Annotated in this window: 14 protein-coding genes; 1 reads left to right on the top strand and 13 read right to left on the bottom strand. The window is 71.3% G+C overall.

The annotated features are described in order from the left end of the window. Positions 1-25: 25 nt before the first annotated feature. Together Apa02nite_RS03500 and pepN are read right to left on the bottom strand one after the other, a co-directional pair. Positions 26-1,528 (bottom strand): hybrid sensor histidine kinase/response regulator, encoded by a 1,503-nt coding sequence (locus Apa02nite_RS03500; RefSeq protein WP_203823815.1) that lies wholly within the window; start codon positions 1,526-1,528, stop codon positions 26-28. A 69-nt stretch (positions 1,529-1,597) separates the two neighbouring features. Then, positions 1,598-4,090, bottom strand: a complete 2,493-nt coding sequence (gene pepN, locus Apa02nite_RS03495; RefSeq protein WP_203823814.1) for an aminopeptidase N — start codon at positions 4,088-4,090, stop codon at positions 1,598-1,600. Positions 4,091-4,342: 252 nt separating this feature from the next. On the opposite strand from pepN, the gene trpS reads away from it, so the two are divergent. Then, entirely contained in the window at positions 4,343-5,332 is a 990-nt protein-coding gene (gene trpS / locus Apa02nite_RS03490) for a tryptophan--tRNA ligase (protein ID WP_203823813.1), read from the top strand. Positions 5,333-5,336: 4 nt separating this feature from the next. Here trpS and Apa02nite_RS03485 read toward each other — a convergent pair whose 3' ends face one another. From Apa02nite_RS03485 to Apa02nite_RS03435, 11 genes are all read right to left on the bottom strand, one after another. Next, positions 5,337-5,783, bottom strand: coding sequence for a GNAT family N-acetyltransferase (locus Apa02nite_RS03485; protein ID WP_067684107.1), 447 nt, complete (start codon positions 5,781-5,783; stop codon positions 5,337-5,339). 57 nt (positions 5,784-5,840) lie between these two features. Further along, positions 5,841-7,391 (bottom strand): GTPase ObgE, encoded by a 1,551-nt coding sequence (gene obgE / locus Apa02nite_RS03480; RefSeq protein WP_203823812.1) that lies wholly within the window; start codon positions 7,389-7,391, stop codon positions 5,841-5,843. A gap of 86 nt (positions 7,392-7,477) precedes the next feature. Continuing rightward, positions 7,478-7,735 carry a 50S ribosomal protein L27 gene (gene rpmA / locus Apa02nite_RS03475; RefSeq protein ID WP_067684112.1) on the bottom strand — a complete coding sequence of 86 codons (258 nt, stop codon included), beginning with the start codon at positions 7,733-7,735 and terminating at the stop codon, positions 7,478-7,480. Between the two features lie 8 nt (positions 7,736-7,743). Continuing rightward, positions 7,744-8,058, bottom strand: coding sequence for a 50S ribosomal protein L21 (gene rplU / locus Apa02nite_RS03470; RefSeq protein WP_067684115.1), 315 nt, complete (start codon positions 8,056-8,058; stop codon positions 7,744-7,746). A gap of 162 nt (positions 8,059-8,220) precedes the next feature. Further along, the gene (locus Apa02nite_RS03465) at positions 8,221-8,754 is read right to left on the bottom strand and encodes a hypothetical protein (protein ID WP_203823811.1); all 534 of its coding nucleotides are present in this window, start codon (positions 8,752-8,754) and stop codon (positions 8,221-8,223) included. A 105-nt stretch (positions 8,755-8,859) separates the two neighbouring features. After that, complete coding sequence (locus Apa02nite_RS03460; protein WP_203823810.1) at positions 8,860-12,195, bottom strand: Rne/Rng family ribonuclease; 3,336 nt, start codon at positions 12,193-12,195, stop codon at positions 8,860-8,862. 131 nt (positions 12,196-12,326) lie between these two features. Beyond that, positions 12,327-13,061 (bottom strand): TIGR03936 family radical SAM-associated protein, encoded by a 735-nt coding sequence (locus Apa02nite_RS03455; RefSeq protein WP_083970806.1) that lies wholly within the window; start codon positions 13,059-13,061, stop codon positions 12,327-12,329. A gap of 52 nt (positions 13,062-13,113) precedes the next feature. Next, positions 13,114-15,057 (bottom strand): TIGR03960 family B12-binding radical SAM protein, encoded by a 1,944-nt coding sequence (locus Apa02nite_RS03450; protein WP_203823809.1) that lies wholly within the window; start codon positions 15,055-15,057, stop codon positions 13,114-13,116. Positions 15,058-15,080: 23 nt separating this feature from the next. Next, entirely contained in the window at positions 15,081-15,455 is a 375-nt protein-coding gene (locus tag Apa02nite_RS03445) for an STAS domain-containing protein (RefSeq protein WP_203823808.1), read from the bottom strand. Beyond that, complete coding sequence (locus tag Apa02nite_RS03440; protein WP_203823807.1) at positions 15,452-17,947, bottom strand: SpoIIE family protein phosphatase; 2,496 nt, start codon at positions 17,945-17,947, stop codon at positions 15,452-15,454. Before Apa02nite_RS03440 ends, Apa02nite_RS03445 begins: the two co-directional genes overlap by 4 nt. A gap of 29 nt (positions 17,948-17,976) precedes the next feature. Then, positions 17,977-18,774 (bottom strand): alpha/beta fold hydrolase, encoded by a 798-nt coding sequence (locus Apa02nite_RS03435; protein WP_203823806.1) that lies wholly within the window; start codon positions 18,772-18,774, stop codon positions 17,977-17,979. Between the last annotated feature and the right edge of the window lie 236 nt (positions 18,775-19,010).

Below are 19,010 nucleotides of genomic sequence, written 5' to 3'. Positions count from 1 at the left end.
GAATAGCGGTGCGGCCGACCCCTGTTCAGCCGTCTAGGCGTTTCCGGACGGCGGTGAGCAGGTCGTCCGCCGTGAACGGCTTCTCCAGCAGCACGACACCCGGGTCAAGGTTCCCCTGGGAGGCCAGGATCGGCTGGGCATAACCAGACATGTAGAGCACCCGAGTGGACGGCCGTACGTCCACCAGCCGCTCGGCGAGCTCCTTGCCCAGCATCCCGGGCATCACCACGTCACTGACCAGCAGATCGATCTCCCCGGCGTGCCGGGCGGCCAGCTCCAGCGCCTGCGAGCCACCGTCCGCGGAGATCACCTCGTAGCCGGCACCGCTGAGGATCCGGCCGGCCACGTCGCGCAGCCCGGCCTCGTCGTCCACCACCAGCAGCGTCTCGCCGTTGCCGCCGGTGGCGGCCGGCGCCTCGTCGCGCTTCTCCGGCACCGCCTCCTCGCCGGCCGGCAGCAGCACGGTGACCGTGGTGCCCAGGCCCGGCTCGCTGGCCAGGCTCACCTCGCCGCCGGCCTGGGTGACGATCCCGTACACGGTGGCCAGGCCGAGACCGGTGGCCTCGCCCTTGGGCTTGGTGGTGAAGAACGGGTCGAAGGCGCGTTCCCGCACGTCGGCCGGCATGCCCTCGCCGGAGTCGCAGACCCGCAGCCGGACCTGGTCGCCGAGACGCCAGGTGTCGATCACCAGGTTGCCGCCCTCGGGCATCGCGTCCCGGGCGTTGGTGGTCAGGCTGGTCAGCATCTGCTCGGCGCGACCCGGGTCCCAGTTCACCGGCGGCAGGTCCGTCCCGGGCCGGACGATCAGCGTGATCCTCTCGCCGAGCGTCTCGCGCAGGGTCTCGCACAGCCCGTCGATCACCTGGTTCAGGTCGAGCGGCGCCGGGCGGACCACGTCGCGCCGGGCGAAGGCGAGCAACTGGTGGGTGAGGTCGGTGCCGCGGGTGCCGGCCCGGACCACCTGGCTCGCGTCGGCGGCGATCGCCTTCAGGTCCGGCGTCGGGCTCTCCGCCTCCTCGATCACGAAGCTGGCGTAGTTGAGGATCACCCCGAGCATGTTGTTGAAGTCGTGGGCGATCCCGCCGGCCAGCTGGCCCAGGCTCTCCAGCCGCTCGGCGCGGTGCCGGTGCGCCTCGGCGCGCAGCCGATCGTGCTCCAGCGCGGCCTGGTCCCGGTCGCTGACGTCCCGGATCACCGCGACCGCGAACCGGCCCTGCGGGGTCTCGACGATCGTGGTGGACGACTCGACCGGGAACTCGGTGCCGTCGCGCCGGCGGGCGGTGGTCACGATGGTGCCGATCGAGCCGGGCCGGGCCGACTCGATCAGGTGCTGCCGTTCCGGTACGAGTGCTTTCGACTCCTCGGTGAGCAGCACGTCGACGGACTGGCCGACCAGTTCCGTGCCGGGCCACCCGTACATCTGCCCGGCACGGTCGTTGGCCAGCACGATCCGTGAGTCGTCGAGGACCAGGATCGCGTCCGGCGCGGCCTGCAACAGGCCGGAGGACAGTTCAGCGGACCATTCCACGCATTCACCCCCGTAGCATCAGGCTACGGGGTGCAAGCACATAAAGCCGGAATTTCGGTCACCTGCCGGTCACTCGCGGGTCAGCAGCGCCCGCCGCATGTCGTCGTCGCTGTCCTGCACCACCCGGTTCAGGATCGGATTCAGGTCCGGCGCGGCCAGCAGACCGGCCGCCAGCTCCCGGGTCCGGGCCGAGACCATCACAGCGGGGTACGCCGCGAGCGTCGTCTTCTCCGCGCTCATCCCGGAGCGCAGCCGCATCATCTCCGGCATCTCGGTGAAGTACCGCTCCACGTACGGCTGCAGCAGCTCGCGCTGCTCGGGGTGCCAGAAGCCGAGCGCGGTGAGCTCGATCAGCCGGTTGGAGAGGGTGGCGTCGCCGACGATCGCCGCCCACGCCGCCTGTTTGGCCGCCGGCTCGGGCCGCGCCGCGTGGCAGCGGGCCGCCCACTGCTCGCCGGTGGCGCTGCGGTCGGCGGCCAGCTCGGCCTCGATCGTGTCCGGACCGGCCGCACCCAGCACCACCAGCCGGTACAGCACCAGCCAGCGCAGGTCGGCGTCGACGGCCAGCCCGGCCGGGACACCGTCGCCGGCCAGCCAGGCGCGCAGCCGGGCGGTGTCGGTGGTCGCGCCGACCAGCCCGCGGACCGCGGCCAGCTGCCGGGAACTGCCGGCCGGTGACGCGGCCAGCAGCCGGTCGGCGGCCTGGGCGACCAGCTCCAGGGCGGCCGGGCGGGTCTCGGCGGTGGCGTACCGGTCGACCAGGCCCCGGGTGGCGCGCAGCACGTCCTCGATGATCACCGTCTCGGTCTCCACCGGCAGCGCGGCCAGGACCAGCGTGACCAGCTCGGCCACCGGGCGCTCGCCGTCCACCACGGCGTCCAGGGTCGAGGCCCAGAGCAGGGCGCGGGCCAGCGAGTCGCCGAGCAGCGGCAGCAGCAGCGGGACGGCGGCCGCCGAGGCGGCGTCGAGCCGGACCTTCGCGTAGGCCAGGTCACCGTCGTTGAGCAGCAGCAGGTCGGCCGCGCGCACCCCGGCCAGGGCCGGCAGCACGGTCCGGCCGGTCGCCTCGACGTCCACCTCGAGCAGCTCGCGGCGCACCACGGCGCCGTCCGTGTGGTCGTAGAGGCCGATGCCGATCCGGTGCGGGCGCAGCGTCGCGAACCCGTCCGGCGCGGTCTGCACCACCGCGACCTCGCGGTACACGTCCCCGTCGCGCTGCACCTCGAGCCGCAGCGTGTTCACCTGGGCCCGGCGCAGCCACACCTCGGCCCAGCCGGAGAGGTCCCGCCCGCTCGCCTTGGAGAGCGCGCCGAGCAGGTCGGCGAGGGTGGCGTTGCCGTACGCGTGCGCCTCGAAGTGCGCGTTCAGCCCGGCCAGGAACGCCTCGTCACCGAGCCAGGCGATCAGCTGCTTGAGCACCGCGGCGCCCTTGGCGTACGAGATCCCGTCGAAGTTCAGCAGCGCCTGATCGGTGTCGGACACCTCGGCCGGCGCCACCGGGTGGGTGGACGGCCGCTGGTCGGCACGCAGCCCCCAGCCCTTGCGGTGCAGCGCGAACGTGGTCCAGGTGCCGGTGAACCGGGTCGCGTCCGCGGTCACCCGGGCACCCAGGTACTCGGCGAACGACTCGTTCAGCCAGAGGTCGTCCCACCAGGCCATGGTGACCAGGTCGCCGAACCACTGGTGTGCCATCTCGTGCGCGATCACGCTGGCCCGGTGCTCACGCTCGGTCTCGGTCATCGCCGAACGGGGCACGAACTCGTCGCGGAACACCACGAGGCCCGGGTACTCCATCGCGCCGAAGTTGAACTCCGGGGCGAACGCCTGCTGGTAGTGCCCGAACGGGAAGCGGATCTCGAACATCTGGTGGAACCGGTCCAGGCACTGCTTGGTGATCTCGAAGATCTCGGCGGCCTGCGCGTCCAGCGGCTCGGCGAGCGCGGCCCGGGCGTACAGCGCCAGCGGGATGCCGTCGTGCTCGTCGGTGCGCACGTGCCAGGGTCCGGCGATCAGCGAGGCCAGGTACGTGGAGATCCGCTCGGTCGGCGCGAACTCCCAGCGGCCGCCGTCCCGGCTGACCAGCCGGCCGTTGGTGGCCACCGTCCACTCCGCCGGCGCGGTCACACTGACCCGGAACGACGCCTTCAGGTCGGGCTGGTCGAAGCTGGGCAGCACCCGCCCGGCGTTGTTGATGAACAGGTGCTGGTAGAGGTAGACCGAGCCGTCCGCGGGGTCGGTGTACCGGTGCAGGCCCTCGCCGTTGTTCGAGTACCGCATCGTCGCGTCGACGACCAGCTCGTTCTCCTCGGCCAGCCCGCTGAGCGCGAGCCGCTGCCCGTCCGCCGCCGGGTGCGGCACCGGCTGCCCGTTCAGGGTGATCGAGGCGACCGTGACCGGCTCGAACTCGAGGAACGTGGCCGCGCCGGACCGGGCCCGGAAACGGACCACGGTGCGGGACTGGAAGGTGTCGCCGGTACCGGTCAGGTCCAGGTCGACGTGGTAGCTCTCGACGTCGACGAGGGAAGCCCGGTCAGCGGCCTCGGCGCGGGTCAGGGTCGGCATGACGACAATCATGCCGGTAGCCGCGCGGCCGCCGGGAAGGGCACGTCGATGATCACTTGCCCGGGTGCCGCCGGCGCGCTAATTTCGGGGCATGCGCGTGTTCCGGACCAACTGGTGGCTGCCCTGACCGGGCGGCCTCTTCCCACGCGCGATTGATTTCCGCGGCTGCCCCGTTCCAGGCAGCCGTGCTGTGTCTCACGGGCAGGTCTGCCGGGCGGGCGGTCATCCGTACCCCGTGATCGGAGACATCTCATGACGACCACCGTGACCACCGCGCCCGCCCGGACCCGCCGCCTCAGCGGTTTCCAGCCGACCGGCCACCTGCACCTGGGCAACCTCCTGGGCGCGCTGCGCCCGCTGATCGCGGCGCAGGGCGCCGCCGAGTCGATCGCGCTGATCGCGGACCTGCACGCGATGACCGTCGAGCACGAGCCGGCGAAGGTCCGGGCGTTCGCGCTGGAGCAGGCGACGATCATGCTGGCCGCCGGGGTCGACCCGGAACGCACCCCGATCGTGCTGCAGTCCCAGGTCCGCGAGCACACCGAGCTGCACTACCTGCTGGAGTGCGTGGCCGCCTACGGCGAGGCGGCCCGGATGATCCAGTTCAAGGAGAAGTCGGCGGCCGGCGGCCCGGTCCGGCTGAGCCTGCTCACCTATCCGGTGCTGATGGCCGCGGACATCCTGCTCTACGACGTCACCCAGGTGCCGGTCGGCGAGGACCAGAGTCAGCACCTGGAGCTGGCCCGCACCCTGGCCGTCCGGTTCAACACCCGCTACGGCGAGACGTTCGTGGTGCCCGAGGGGGTCCGCCCGGACTCCGCCGCCCGGATCATGGACCTGGCCGATCCGCTCACCAAGATGGGCAAGAGCGGTGGCGCCGGACGGCTCGCCCTGCTGGACCCGCCGGAGGTGCTCCGCCGGACCGTCGCGCGGGCCGCCACCGACACCGTCGGGCAGGTCCGCCGGGACCGGGAGCGCCAGCCCGGCATCACCAACCTGATCGACATCCTGACCGAGTGCACCGGTCGCCCGCCGGCCGACCCGACCTCCTACGCGGCGCTGAAACGGGAGGTCACCGACGCGGTGGAGGCGCTGCTCGCGCCGATCCGCGCGCGGCACGCCGAGCTTTCGGCAAACCCCGATTTTGTACGCGGGGTGCTCGCCGCGGGCGCCGACCGGGTCCGACCGGTCGCCGCCGCGACGGTGTCCCGGGCCCGCGAGGCGATCGGCCTGCTGGACTGAGCCTTCACACCAGCGCGGGCAGCAACTTCTCGAAGCACACGCTGCTCGGGTTGCCGGCGTAGCCGCCGAAGGCGGGGATCTGCCGGTAACCCGAGGACTGGTACAGCGCGATCGCGGCGGGCAGCGACACCCGGGTCTCCAGCCGGATCACCGACCGGCCCACCGCGAGGGCCTCCTCCTCGACCGCCACGATCAGCTCGCGGGCGAGGCCGCGGCCGCGGAACGCCGGGCGGACGTACATCCGCAGCAGCTCCGCGACCCCGTCCTCGAGGTCCCGCCAGGCGGCACAGGCGACCGCCCGGCTGTTCACCACACCGATCAGATACGCCACGTCATCGTGCGGTTCGAATATCTTTCCCGCCCGGGCCTCCGACTCGGCCAGTTCGCGCTGCTGAGCAGTCACGAGAGCGGCGAGTTCGGGGTCCAGGGCGGGACGCGATTCGATCTGCACCCGGGTGACTCTAGGTGACGACCGTTTCCGGAGGGTTGCGGCGATCTGGCCGATCGACTATTGGTCGGTGTCGTCCTCGTCGGTCGTAGCGGCCTCGGCCTCGGTGATCTCGGCGGCCTCGTCCTCGTCGTCGTCCATGACCAGAACCGGGGACTTCGAGCCGGACACGCTGGTGACCGTGCCGTCCGACGCCATGTGCAGCATCTCGTCCTCGCCACGGACCCGGCGGGCCTTACGCGCGGCGAGCCGCTGCGCGGCGGAGGGCCGGACGTCCAGCTCCTCCAGGCGGGCGTCGGTGCCACGCGGGCCGGAGACGAACTCACCGGCGTTGGGGTGCCAGTCGAACACCCGGTCGCCGATCCGCACCGGGTCGCCGCCCTTGGCGCCCAGCTTGCCGAGCTTGTCCTCGACGCCGACCCGCTCCAGCCGGTCGCCGAGATAGCCGACCGCCTCGTCGTTGTCGAAGTTGGTCTGCTTGATCCAGCGCTCGACCTGGGTGCCGCGGATCACGAACACGCCTTCTTCGTCCTGCTGGATCGTGAAGCCGGTGTCGTCCACGGCGCGCGGGCGCAGCACGATCCGGGTCGCCTCGACCACCGGGCGCGCGGCCCGGGTGTCGGCGACCAGCTTGGCCAGCGCGAAGTTGAACTCCTTGAGACCCTCCCGGGTCACCGCGCTCACCTCGAACACCTGGTAGCCGCGGGCCTCCAGGTCGGGCCGGACCATCTCGGCCAGGTCCCGGCCGTCCGGGATGTCGATCTTGTTGAGCACCACGATCCGGGGCCGGTCCTCCAGCCCGCCGTACGCGCTCAGCTCGGCCTCGATCGCGTCCAGGTCGGCCAGCGGGTCCCGCTCGATCTCCGGGGTCGCCGCGTCCAGCACGTGCACCAGCACCGAGGTGCGCTCGATGTGCCGGAGGAACTGCATGCCGAGGCCCTTGCCGGTGGCCGCACCCGGGATCAGCCCGGGCACGTCGGCGATGGTGAACGTGGCGTCGCCGGCCTGCACCACACCCAGGTTCGGCACCAGGGTGGTGAACGGGTAGTCGGCGATCTTCGGCTTGGCCGCGGAGAGCACCGCGATCAGCGAGGACTTGCCGGCCGATGGGAAGCCGACCAGACCGACCTCGGCGACGCTCTTCAGCTCGAGCACCACATCGATCTGGTCGCCCGGCTCGCCCAGCTCGGCGAAGCCCGGCACCTTGCGGCGGGCGTTCGCCAGCGACCGGTTGCCCCGGCCACCGCGGCCACCTCGGGCCACCTCGAACTCGGTGCCGGCGCCGACCAGGTCGGCCAGCACCTCACCCTCGGCGGTGTGCACGACGGTGCCGTCCGGCACCCTCAGGATCAGGCCCTTGCCGCTCGCGCCGTCCCGGTTGGCACCGGCGCCACCGGCGCCGTTGCTCGCCTTGACGTGCGGGTGGAAGTGGAAGTCCAGCAGGGTGTGCAGCTGCGGGTCGACGACCAGCGTGATGCTGCCACCGTGCCCGCCGTCGCCACCGTCGGGTCCACCCAGCGGCTTGAACTTCTCCCGGTGCACGGAGGAACAGCCGTGCCCGCCGTCACCCGCCTGCAGGTGCAGTACGACCCGGTCGACGAACGTGGTCACTTCAGCACTCCTCTAACCGCGAAAACCTCGAGAAAAACCACAGCGGGCCGCGGACCCGAGGGTCCACGGCCCGCTGAAGAGAAAAACTACCCCGCGACCGGCGTGATGCTGACGGTCTTGCGGCCACGCTTGGTGCCGAACAGCACATTGCCCGCGGAAAGCGCGAACAGCGTGTCGTCGGAGCCCCGGCCGACCAGGTCGCCCGGGTGGAACTTCGTGCCACGCTGGCGGATCAGGATCTCGCCGGCGTTGACCAGCTGGCCACCGAACCGCTTGACACCGAGCCGCTGGGCGGCGGAGTCGCGGCCGTTACGCGAGCTTGATGCACCCTTTTTATGAGCCATCTCGGCGCCTACTTCCCGCTCTTGATGCCGGTCACCTTGACGCGGGTCAGCGGCTGGCGGTGCCCCTGGCGCTTGTGGTAGCCGGTCTTGTTCTTGAACTTGTGGATCCGGATCTTCGGACCCTTGGTGTGCTCGGCGATCTCGCCGGACACCGTAACGTTGGCAAGCTTGGCCGCGTCGGTCACCAGGTTGTCACCGTCGACGAGGAGGATCGCGGCGAGCTTGAGGGCGTCGCCGGGCGCACCCGCGAGCTTCTCGACCTCGATCACGTCGCCCTCGGCAACCTTGTACTGCTTGCCGCCGGTCTTGACGATCGCGTACATCGACGCGGACTCCCTGAGACTTGCGCAGCCGAAACTGAAGCTGCTTGGCGGATGTTGCTGAAGGCCCGGCGGCGCTGAATCCAAGCCGCACGCACGGAACTGGCGCCGAAAAAGCGCCGTCGGCAAGCCTACTTCATCGGCGTGCCCACAACCAAAACGGGGTTAACTCTTCCCGCAGGCCTTGTCCAGCTTAGCGTGCAGTTCGGAAAGCTTCTCATCGTCGATCTTCCCAAGATCACTCTTGAGCGCGGTGACCTGAGCTCCCATCGCCGCCAGAGCCTTCTTCACGGTCGGGTCCGCGGCCAGCTTGGACATGTCCAGCAGCGCGAACGCGTAGCCGTCGACGGTCCGGTCGACCTTCTCAGCCGCCCGGCTCTTGGCCTCGGCGCCCTGCTTCCCGGCGGCGCGGAGCACCTGGTAGTCGGCGGCGAAGTTGGTGCCGAAGCTGGTGCTGGTCCGGGCCGCCTGCGCGCAGATCGCATCGGTGTCCTTGGACAGCGCGGCGTCACCGGCGGCGCCTGCGGCCGCCGTGGGCGCGCTCACCGCGGGAGCGGCGGACCCGTCCGCGGAACCGGCCGCCGGAGCGCTGGTGACCGGCGTGGGGGCCGCCGTGGTGGATTCCTGGGCGTCCCCGGAGCAACCGGCGGCGAGCAGGGCGAAAGAGAGTGCGGCCGCGGCCGCGAGGTGGCGTCGCATGGGGATCTCCTCGGGGGACGGAAATCGATCCCGCCGAGGGTAACGGAAAACCCGGCCCGGCAGTTAACTTTCCTTACAGCTAACTGCGGGCCGGGTTCTCACAGGTCAGGGACGGGTACGCCGGCGCGTCCCACCTCGACGGGACCGGCGGCGGCCGGTACCGGCGCTCACCGACTCGTCGTCGTCCTCTTCCTCGTCGTCCTCAGCCGCGTCCGGGTCGTCAGCACCCGTCAACTGCAGCGGCTCCGGCTCCGGCGCGGCGGGGTACTCCGCGCCGTTGGTCTCCGGGGCCTCGTAGCGGGACAGGTCGTACCCGCTGATGTCGTACTCGTCGTCACCGGCCGTGCTGGTCGGCGCGGGCTTGCCCGGCCGGACGATCCCGGACCCGGCGATCGGCGCCGCCGGCACCCCGGCCACCTCGGCGGCCGGACCGGTCCGCTCCGGCTCGACCGTGACCGGCGGGGTCACCACCGGCGGAGTCACCACCGGCACGGTCACCACCGGCGTGACCACCACCGGCTCGACGACCACCGGCTCGACGATGACCTCGGTCACCACGGCCTCGACCGGCTGCGCCACGGGCTGCTCGAACGGCAGCTCGGCCGGCGCCTCGCCACCACCACGCCGCCGCCGCGACCGGCCACTGGTGGCCGGCTGCTGCTGCTGGTGATGCTGTTGCTGGTGATGCTGCTGCTGCACCGGCGCCTCGGTACGCACGGCTGCCGCCACCGCCTTGACCTGGGTGACCGCACCCCCGCCACCGTTGCCGCCGCCGCCGCTGGACCGCTTCTCCGGCACCGGTTCGGTGTGGATGATCACGCCGCGGCCCTTGCAGTGGTCACAGTTCTCGCTGAACGCCTCGAGCAGTCCGGCGCCGATCCGCTTCCGGGTCATCTGCACCAGGCCGAGCGACGTGATCTCGGTTACCTGGTGCTTGGTCCGGTCCCGGCCCAGGCACTCGGTCAGCCGCCGCAGCACCAGCTCGCGGTTGCTCTCCAGCACCATGTCGATGAAGTCGATCACCACGATGCCACCGAGGTCGCGCAGCCGCAGCTGACGCACGATCTCCTCGGCCGCCTCCAGGTTGTTCCGGGTGACGGTCTCCTCGAGGTTGCCGCCCGCACCGGTGTACTTACCGGTGTTGACGTCGACCACGGTCATCGCCTCGGTCCGGTCGATCACCAGGTGACCACCGGACGGGAGGAAGACCTTGCGGTCCAGGCCCTTGAGGATCTGCTCGTCGATCCGGTGCTCGGCGAAGACGTCACCGGCACCGACGTGCCGGTGCAGCCGCTCGACCAGGTCCGGCGACACCGAGTGGAGGTAGTCCTCCACCTCGAGGTACGCCTGCTCGCCCTGCACGATCAGCTCGCGGAAGTCCTCGTTGAAGAGGTCCCGGACCACCCGGATGACCAGGTCGGGCTCCTCGGAGAGCGCCCGCGGGGCGTTGCCCTCGGCCGCCCGCGCCTGGATGTCCTCCCACTGCGCCTGCAGCCGCTTGACGTCCCGGGCCAACTCGTCCTCGGTGGCGCCCTCGGCCGCGGTGCGCACGATCACACCCGCGCCGTCCGGCACCAGCTTCTTCAGGATGTCCCGGAGCCGCTTGCGCTCGTTGTCCGGCAGCTTGCGGCTGATCCCGGACGCGTTGCCGTTCGGCACATAGACCAGGTGCCGGCCGGAGAGCGCGATATGGCTGGACAGCCGCGCGCCCTTGTGACCGATCGGGTCCTTGGTGACCTGCACCAGCACCGAGTCACCGGAGCGCAGCGCCTGCTCGATCGAGCGGGCCCGGCCCTCCAGGCCGGTGGCGTCCCAGTTCACCTCGCCGGCGTAGAGCACCGCGTTGCGGCCCCGGCCGACGTCGACGAACGCCGCTTCCATGCTCGGCAGCACGTTCTGGACCTTGCCCAGGTACACGTTGCCGACCATGGTGCCGGAGGTGGCCCGGGCGACGTAGTGCTCGACCAGGACACCGTCCTCGAGCACGGCGATCTGCAGCCGGTCGGTCTTCTGCCGCACCACCATGACCCGGTCCACCGCTTCACGGCGGGCCAGGAACTCCGACTCGCTCAGGATCGGCGGACGGGTCCGGCGCTGCTCGCGGCCGTCCCGGCGGCGCTGACGCTTGGCCTCCAGCCGGGTCGAGCCGGAGACGCCCTGCACCTCGTCGGTGGTACGACGGGGCTCACGCACCCGGACCACGGTGTGCACACCGTCTTCGATGCCACCGGTCTCGGCGTCCCCGCCGGCGCCCTTGCGGCGACGACGGCGGCGACGGCGCGTGACGCCACCCTCGCCCTCCTCGGACTCCTCGTCCTCGGCGTCGTCCTCGCTGACCGCTTCGGCGTCGCCCTCGGGCTCGTCGGCGTCACCCTCGACGTCGTCGGCCTCGTCGGACGGGCCCTTGCCGCGGCCACGGCCACGGCGGCCACGGCGGCGACGCCGGCGGCTGCCGTTCTCGTCATCGTCCTCGGAGTCGTCGTCGACGCCGTCCTCGACGTCGTCGGCGCCCTCGTCGACCTCGTCCAGCACCGGCGACTCGGCCACCACGGCGACCGGCTCGGCGGCCGGCTGCTCGTCGGCGGCGCCCCGGCGACGGCGGCGGCTACGACGGGGGCCCTCGGCGGGCTCGTCGGCAGCTGCCTCGTCGGTGACCTCGGCCACCGGGGCCGGGGTCTCGACCGGCTCGGCCACCGCGACCGGGACCGGCGCGAGCGGGTCGGCGATCGGGCGGCGACGCCGGCTCACCGGCGCGGGCTCGTTCTCGGTCGCCTCGGGCGGCATGAAGAGCACCGCCGGGGGCAGCGCGGCGCGACGGCCCCGGGCCGGCGCGGCCGGCTTCTCCTCGACGAAGTCGTCGTCCAGCGCGAGGATCCCGACCACCGGAACCTCGGCGGTCTCCTCGACCGCCTCGTCCTCCAGCGGCTCGGGCTCCACCGGCGCGGGCACCTCGACGAGCGCCGGCTGGGCCGGCTCCGGCTCGACGGCGGCGACCTTGCGGCGGGTACGGGTGGCCCGCTTCACCGGCGCGGCCTTGACCGGCGCGACGGCCTCCTCGGCGACCGGCGCCTCGGCGACCGGTTCCGGGGTGACCTCGGCGGGAGCTTCCGCAGTGGTCTCCGCGACGGCCGGAGTCTCCGGCGCGGCGACCTTACGGCGGCTCCGAGTGGCCTTTTTCACCGGCGCGGCCTTCACCGGCGCCTCGGACGGATCCGAGGCGGCCGGGTCGGCGGTAGCCGGCTCAGCGGCGACCGGCTCGGTATCAGCCGGTGCGGACGTGGCCGGATCGGCCTCGGCCACGGGCGCTGCCACCTTGCGGCGCGGTGCCCTCGTCCGGCGTGCGGGCGTGGTAGCGGTGGCGGCATCGGCGGGCGGCGTGACTGCACCGTCCCGTTCACCGCCCTGTTCTCCCAGGTGGACTGGGGGCTCGTTATCGAGCATGGGCGCTCTCCAGTTCTGGCGTCCCCGGGCGCGGGTAAGCGCTGCCACGCAGGGTCGCTGCAAGTGTTTCGGGCCCGTCCGAGACGGACGGGCTGCCGAAGTCTGCCAAGTGAACGCCGACCGGATGCCGGTCAGTGTCCGCCGATGCCGACGCCCTCGCGATCCGCCTCCAACGGATCGACGATCTCCCCCTGCTCGGTGAGTGTGCCCTGGGCCAGCCGGGTCACCCTTGGGGGTACCGGCGGCTCCAGGCCAGCCACGACGCGCAGACCGGATAGGACGTCATCGGGCCGCACGGAAGGTATTACCTGCCGTACGACAAGGTCGATTATCGCACACGGTACTCCACCGGCCCCGGAAGGTAGGTCCGGCTCTGCTTCCACCATGCATCCGACCACGGCCGCGCGCGCGTCGAACGAGCGGAGGCCCTGCTTGGTCATGCGTTCGACGAGCACTTCGGGGGCTTCCAGGAACGCGGCAACCGCAGCTCGGGCGGCCTCCGGCTCGATCTGGAACAGCTCAAGACGCCACCGGGACGCGTCGATCCGCTCGGCGAGGCTGCCCTCGCCGGCCACCACCGCCTCCAGCACGTCCAGGCCCGGTGACAGCGCGGCGTCCAGGGCGACCCGCAACTGCTCCGGGTCGACAACGGCGTTCAGGCCGATCTCGAGGTACTCCGCCTCGCTGCCGACCCCGGTGGGCGCGGCGCTGGCGTACGAAATCTTGGGGTGGGGGGTGAAACCCTGAGAGAAAGCGATCGGGACGGCGGCGCGGCGCAGTGCGCGCTCGAATGCCCGCGCGAAGTCCCGGTGCGAGGTGAATCGCAGCGGTCCGCGCTTCGCGTAACGAAGGCGGATCCGCTGCACGACCGGGGCCTGACCGCCCACGGGCTGGTTCTTCGGAGGAATCGTCCTACTCCTAAGCGGGGACCCGCAGTCCGTTCACCGGGGTCAGGGGGAGAAGCTTCTTACCGGTCGGGCCGATCTGGATCTCGGTGTCCATCGACGGGCACACGCCGCAGTCGAAGCACGGGGTCCAGCGGCAGTCGTCCTGCTCGAACTCGGTCGTCGAGTCCTGCCAGTCCTGCCAGAGCCAGTCCTTGTCGAGCCCGGAGTCCAGGTGGTCCCACGGCAGGACCTCGGCCTCCTCGCGCTCGCGGGTGGTGTACCAGTCCAGGTCGACGCCGAAGCCGGGAAGCACCTCGGTGGCGGCCTCGACCCAGCGGGCGTAGTTGAAGTGCTCGGACCAGCCGTCGAAGCGGCCGCCCTTCTCCCAGACCCGGAGGAGGACCTGGCCGACCCGGCGGTCGCCGCGGGACAGCAGTCCCTCGATCAGCGACGGCTCGCCGTCGTGGTAGCGGAAACCGATGGCCCGGCCCAGCGAACGGTCACTGTTGATCGCCTGCTTGAGCAGCTTGAGGCGGCCGTCGATGACCTCCGGGGTGTCCATCTTGGCCCACTGGAACGGGGTGTGCGCCTTCGGCACGAACGCGCCGATCGACACCGTGCAGCGGATGTCCTTGGTGCCGGCGGCCTCACGACCGGCCCGGATCACCTCGTGCGCCATGTCGGCGATCTCCAGGACGTCCTCGTCGGTCTCGGTGGGCAGGCCGCACATGAAGTACAGCTTCACCTGCCGCCAGCCGTTCGAGTACGCCGTGACGACCGTCCGGATCAGGTCCTCCTTGGTCACCATCTTGTTGATGACCTTGCGGATCCGCTCCGAGCCGCCCTCCGGCGCGAAGGTGAGCCCGGTGCGCCGGCCGTTGCGGGACAGCTCCTTGGCCAGGTCGATGTTGAACGCGTCGACCCGGGTGGACGGCAGCGACAGCGACACGTTGCTGTCCGCGTACTGCTGGGCCAGGCCCGAGCACATGTCGCCGATCTCCGAGTGGTCCGCGCTGGAGAGCGAGAGCAGGCCGACCTCGCTGTAGCCGGAGAACTCCAGCCCCTCCTTGACCATCTGGCCGACCGTGGTGATCGACCGTTCCCGCACCGGGCGGGTGATCATGCCGGCCTGGCAGAACCGGCAACCCCGGGTGCAGCCGCGGAAGATCTCCACGGCGTACCGCTCGTGGACCGTCTCGGCGAGCGGGACCAGCGGCTTCTTCGGGTACGGCCAGGCGTCCAGGTCCATCGTCGTGCGCTTGGACACCCGGAACGGCACGTCCGGCCGGTTCGGCACGACGCGCTGGATCCGGCCGTCCGGCAGGTAGTCGACGTCGTAGAAGCGCGGCACGTAGATGCTCTCGGTGCGCGCCAGGCGCAGCAGCAGCTCGTCCCGGCCACCCGGGCGGCCCTCGGCCTTCCAGTCCCGGATGATCCCGGTGATCTCCAGGACGGCTTCCTCGCCGTCACCGAGCACCGCGGCGTCGATGAAGTCGGCGATCGGCTCCGGGTTGAAGCTGGCGTGGCCGCCGGCCAGCACGATCGGGTCGTCGATCGTGCGCTCCCGGCTCTCCAGCGGGATCCCGGCCAGGTCGAGCGCGCTGAACATGTTGGTGTAGCCCAGCTCGGTGGCGAACGAGATCCCGAGGACGTCGAACGCCTTCACCGGGCGGTGCGCGTCGACGGTGAACTGCGGGACGCCGGCCGCCTTCATCAGCGCCTCGAGGTCGGGCCAGACCGAGTAGGTGCGCTCGGCCAGCACGTCGGGCTGCTCGTTGAGCACCTCGTACAGGATCTGCACGCCCTGGTTGGGCAGACCGACCTCGTAGGCGTCCGGGTACATCAACGCCCATCGGACGGTGGTGGCGTCCCAGTCCTTGACGACGGCGCCGAGCTCGCCGCCCACGTACTGGATCGGTTTGCTGACCAACGGCAGCAACTGCTCGAGCTGCGGGAAGACGGAACTCACGCTCATGGGTGTCCAGGGTACGCGAGAGGCTAAGGACCCAGCTCCTCAGCCGCGTGGTCCAGATCTATCGCGAACAGGTCGTTGCGGAACGCGCAGAGCTGCAGCGTCATCCGGGCCGCGCCGCGCTCGCCGACCACCAGCCGGATCGGCTTCCCGCGCTCGTCCAGCTCACCGACGATCAGGTCGAGCAGCCGCACCCCCGCGCTGTCCAGGAACGAGACCGCGGTCAGATCGATGAGCACCGCGTCGGCCAGGGTGGTCCGGGCGACGATCGCCCGGCCGATGTCGTTCGCGTTGGCCAGGTCGATCTCACCCTTCAGGTGGACCGTCTCGGCCACCCCGTGCTTCGAGAACGTCACCCACTGGTCGGTCGGGATCCGGTCCGTCGTGCGCCGTTCGGTCATGCGGCATCCCCTCGGTGGCGGCGCATCGTCACCGTGGTCCCCTCGCCGCGGTCGAACAACACCTCGTCCATGCATTCCTCGATCAACGTGAGACCTCGCCCGCGGGACTCCCCCGGGCCGCGCCAGCTGCCCCGGTCGGCCACCCGGATCTCCACCGCGTCACCGGTGAGCGTGGCCGAGACGTCCACCACGCCGAACGGGTCGTTGCGGTAGCCGTGCTCGATGGCGTTCGCCACCGCCTCCGAACAGGCCAGCAGCACCGCGTTCAGGCAGTTCTGGTCGACCTGGTGGCCGAGCAACCAGGCCCGCAGGTCGGAGCGGAGCAGGGTGATCTGCAGCGGGTCGGCGCCCAGCGAGCGCTCCAGCCGCTCCTCGGCACCCAGGGTCAGGCAGAGCAGGCAGACGTCGTCGGCGTGCTCCCGGCCGACCAGGGTGTCGGCCAGCCCGGCGGTGAGGCCCTTCATCGGTGCGCCGCGCAGCCGGCTGAACGTCCGGTTGAGCACCTCGAAGCCCCGGTCGATCGGGCGGTCCCGGCGCTCGATCAGGCCGTCGGTGTAGAGCAGCAGGCGGCTGCCGGGGCCCAGGCTCACCCGGTGCTCGGTGCGGCGCAGGTCGGCGGCGCGCGAGCCGAGCGGGCCGGACCGGGCGTGCATCAGGAACTCGGCGGCGCCGGCCGGCTGGTGCAGCAGCGGCGGCAGGTGGCCGGCGCACGCGTAGACCAGCTCGTTGGCCTCCAGGTCGACCTCGGCGTAGACGACGGTCGCCATCCGGGCCGACTCGACCCGCTGGCAGAACCGGTCCAGGCCCTCGAGCAGCCGGGCCGGGCCGTTCTCCCCGGTCGCCAGCGCCCGGATCGCGCTGCGCAGCTGACCCATCGTGCTGGCCGCCTCGAGACCCCGCCCGACCACGTCGCCGACCACCACGGCCAGCTTGCTCGGGGTGATCAGGAAGGCGTCGAACCAGTCGCCGCCGACCTCCAGGTCCTGCCCGCCGGCCTGGTAGTAGGTCTCCACGGTGAACCGCGGGTCGTTGCCCGGCACGTCCGCGGCGAGCAGGCTGCGCTGCAACGACTGGGCGATGGCGCGTTCCTGCTCGTAGAGCCGGGCGTTCTCGAGCGCCAGCCCGGCCCGATCGGCCAGGTCGACCAGGAACGCCCGCTCCGCGTCGACGCCGCGCCGGTCGGCCGCCATCCGCACCGCCAGGGTGCCGAGCACCCGGCCACGCGCGGTGAGCGGCAGCACGGTGCAACCGAGCGGGTCGCCGTCGGTGGCGAAGACCGGTTTCACCGCGGCCGTGGCCTCGGCGATCCGGTCGGCGAGCAGGTCCGGGTCCGGCGGCGGGCCACCGGCGTCCTCGCGCAGCCCGGCCGAGCCGACGTGCAGCCGCACCCCGGCCCAGTCGGCGATCGACGGTGCCACCCGTTCGACGAGGCGGCGGCTGCGTTGCAGCAGCCGGTGCTCCTCGTCCAGCGCCCGGGTGGTGGCGGCCAGGAACTCGGCCCGCTCCTCGCGGCGGCGCAGGTCGTCATAGAGCCGGGCCCGGTCCAGCGCCTGCCCGGCCTGCTGGCCGAGCAGCCGGATCACCCGCAGCTCGCCGTCGCTGAGCCGGCGCTCCTCGGTGAAGCTGAACGCCAGCACGCCGAGCACCGTCACCCCGGCCTGGTCCTCGGCCGGGCCGGTGGTCAGCGGCAGCAGCACCACGGTCTTGCGGCCGGACCGGGTCATCGTCGCGGCCAGGTCCGGGAAGTGCTCGGCGGCCTCGGCCAGGTTGTGCACCACGTGCAGGTCGCCGCGGCGGGCCACCTCGGCCACCGCGCGCGCCGAGCCGCGCGGCATGTCGTCCCAGTTGCCGGTGGTCGGATCGGTGGACGCCACCGCGACCAGCTCGTCCCGGTCGGCGTCGGTCAGGTAGATGCTGGCACTGGTGGCCTGGAAGGCCGGTTGTGGCGCCCGCACCACGGCCTCGGCCACCTCCGCCTCGGTCGGCGCGGCGGCCAGGTCGGCCACTATCTGCTGCAGCACCTGGACGCGCTTGTCCGAGGCCTCGGCGTTGTTGCGGGCCAGCAGCAGCTCGTTCTCGTAGCTGCGCCGCTCGGTGGCGTTGAAGACCATCGTCCGGATCACCCTCGGCGCCCCGCCGGCGGCCCGCTCGAGCACCGAGTTGACCAGCACGGGCACCCGGGAGCCGTCCGCGCAGACCACGTCGAGGGCGATCTCGTGCACCTCGCTCTGCATGGTGAGCAGCGGCGCGTAGTGGGTCTCGTGGTAGATCTGGCAGCCCGGGGTGAGCAGGTCGCGGAACCGCCGGTGACCGACCAGTTCGGCGCGTTCATAACCGGTCCAGGTCAGGAACGTCTCGTTGACCCGGACGACGGTGCCGTCCGGGAGTGTCGTCAGATAGCCGCAGGGTGCATGTTCGTACAAGTCCTCGGGATCGTCGTCCCAGGGCAGTCGTAACTCCTGTGTCACGTCCGGCCCACCAGATTCGCTCACGCCAATGCTCCGCCGATCATGCCCGCTGTCTACAACCAGGACTTGATCGCGTCAACCGTCTCCTCCGGTGCGCTCAGGTTCGGACAGTGCCCCGTAGCGTTCAGCGCGGCGAACGTGCTCTGCGGGGTGTTCTTGTGGACGTACTCACCGACCACGCTCGGGGCGATCACGTCGTCCGAGCACTGCAGGACCAGCGAGGGCACCCGCATCTTGGGCAGATCGTCCCGGTTGTCGGAGAGGAACGTGACCCGGGCGAACTTCTTGGCGATCTCCGGGTCGGTCCGGCAGAACGAGTTGGTCAGCTCCTCGCCCAGCTCCGGCCGCTCCGGGTTACCCATGATCACCGGCGCCATCACGCTGGACCAGCCCAGGAAGTTGCTGTCCAGCGACACCAGCATCTGGTCGATGTCCTCGCGCCCGAAGCCGCCGACGTAGCCGGCCGCCTCGTCGTTGATGTAGCGCGGGGACGGGCCGATCATCACCACGCCGGCGAACCGCTCCGGCTCGCGGACCGCGGCCAGCAGGCCGATCATCGAGCTCACCGAGTGGCCGACGAAGACCACGTCGTGCAGGTCGTGCTCGTGCACGATCTCCAGGACGTCGGTGGCGTACCCGTCGAGGCTGGCGTACTTCGCGTCGTCGTACGCGGTCAGATCCGACTTGCCGTTACCGACGTGATCGAAGCTCACGATCCGGTGTGTGCCGGCGAACGCCGGGGTAACCAGCCGCCACATGTTCTGGTCACAGCCGTACCCGTGCGCGAAGAGCATCGGCTGGCCGGACTCCCGGCCGGACATCGTGACGGCGTTTCTCTGCGTGGTCCCCATGCGGCGCGCGCCCTCCCCAGAACACGTGACGGGTCCCGCGCGTGAGGAGTGAGAGGTGTCACCCACGGGGCCGGATGTGAAGTCCGGGTAACCATACGACTCCGGAGCGTTTCGCACATCGCCCCCGTTGTCCGCCATTCGTGCAAGCTGGTCGGATTCGCATCTCGTGCCCACCTGGCACACCGTCCCTAACCTGGTTGAAGACGCTCGCTCCCGGCCGGCGGAAGGAGATCGAA

The sequence above is a fragment of the Actinoplanes palleronii genome (genome assembly GCF_016862315.1).
GTDB classification, from domain to species: domain Bacteria; phylum Actinomycetota; class Actinomycetes; order Mycobacteriales; family Micromonosporaceae; genus Actinoplanes; species Actinoplanes palleronii.
The sequence above is the reverse complement of the archived record's forward strand: the minus strand, read 5'-3'. Positions and strand labels throughout refer to the sequence as shown.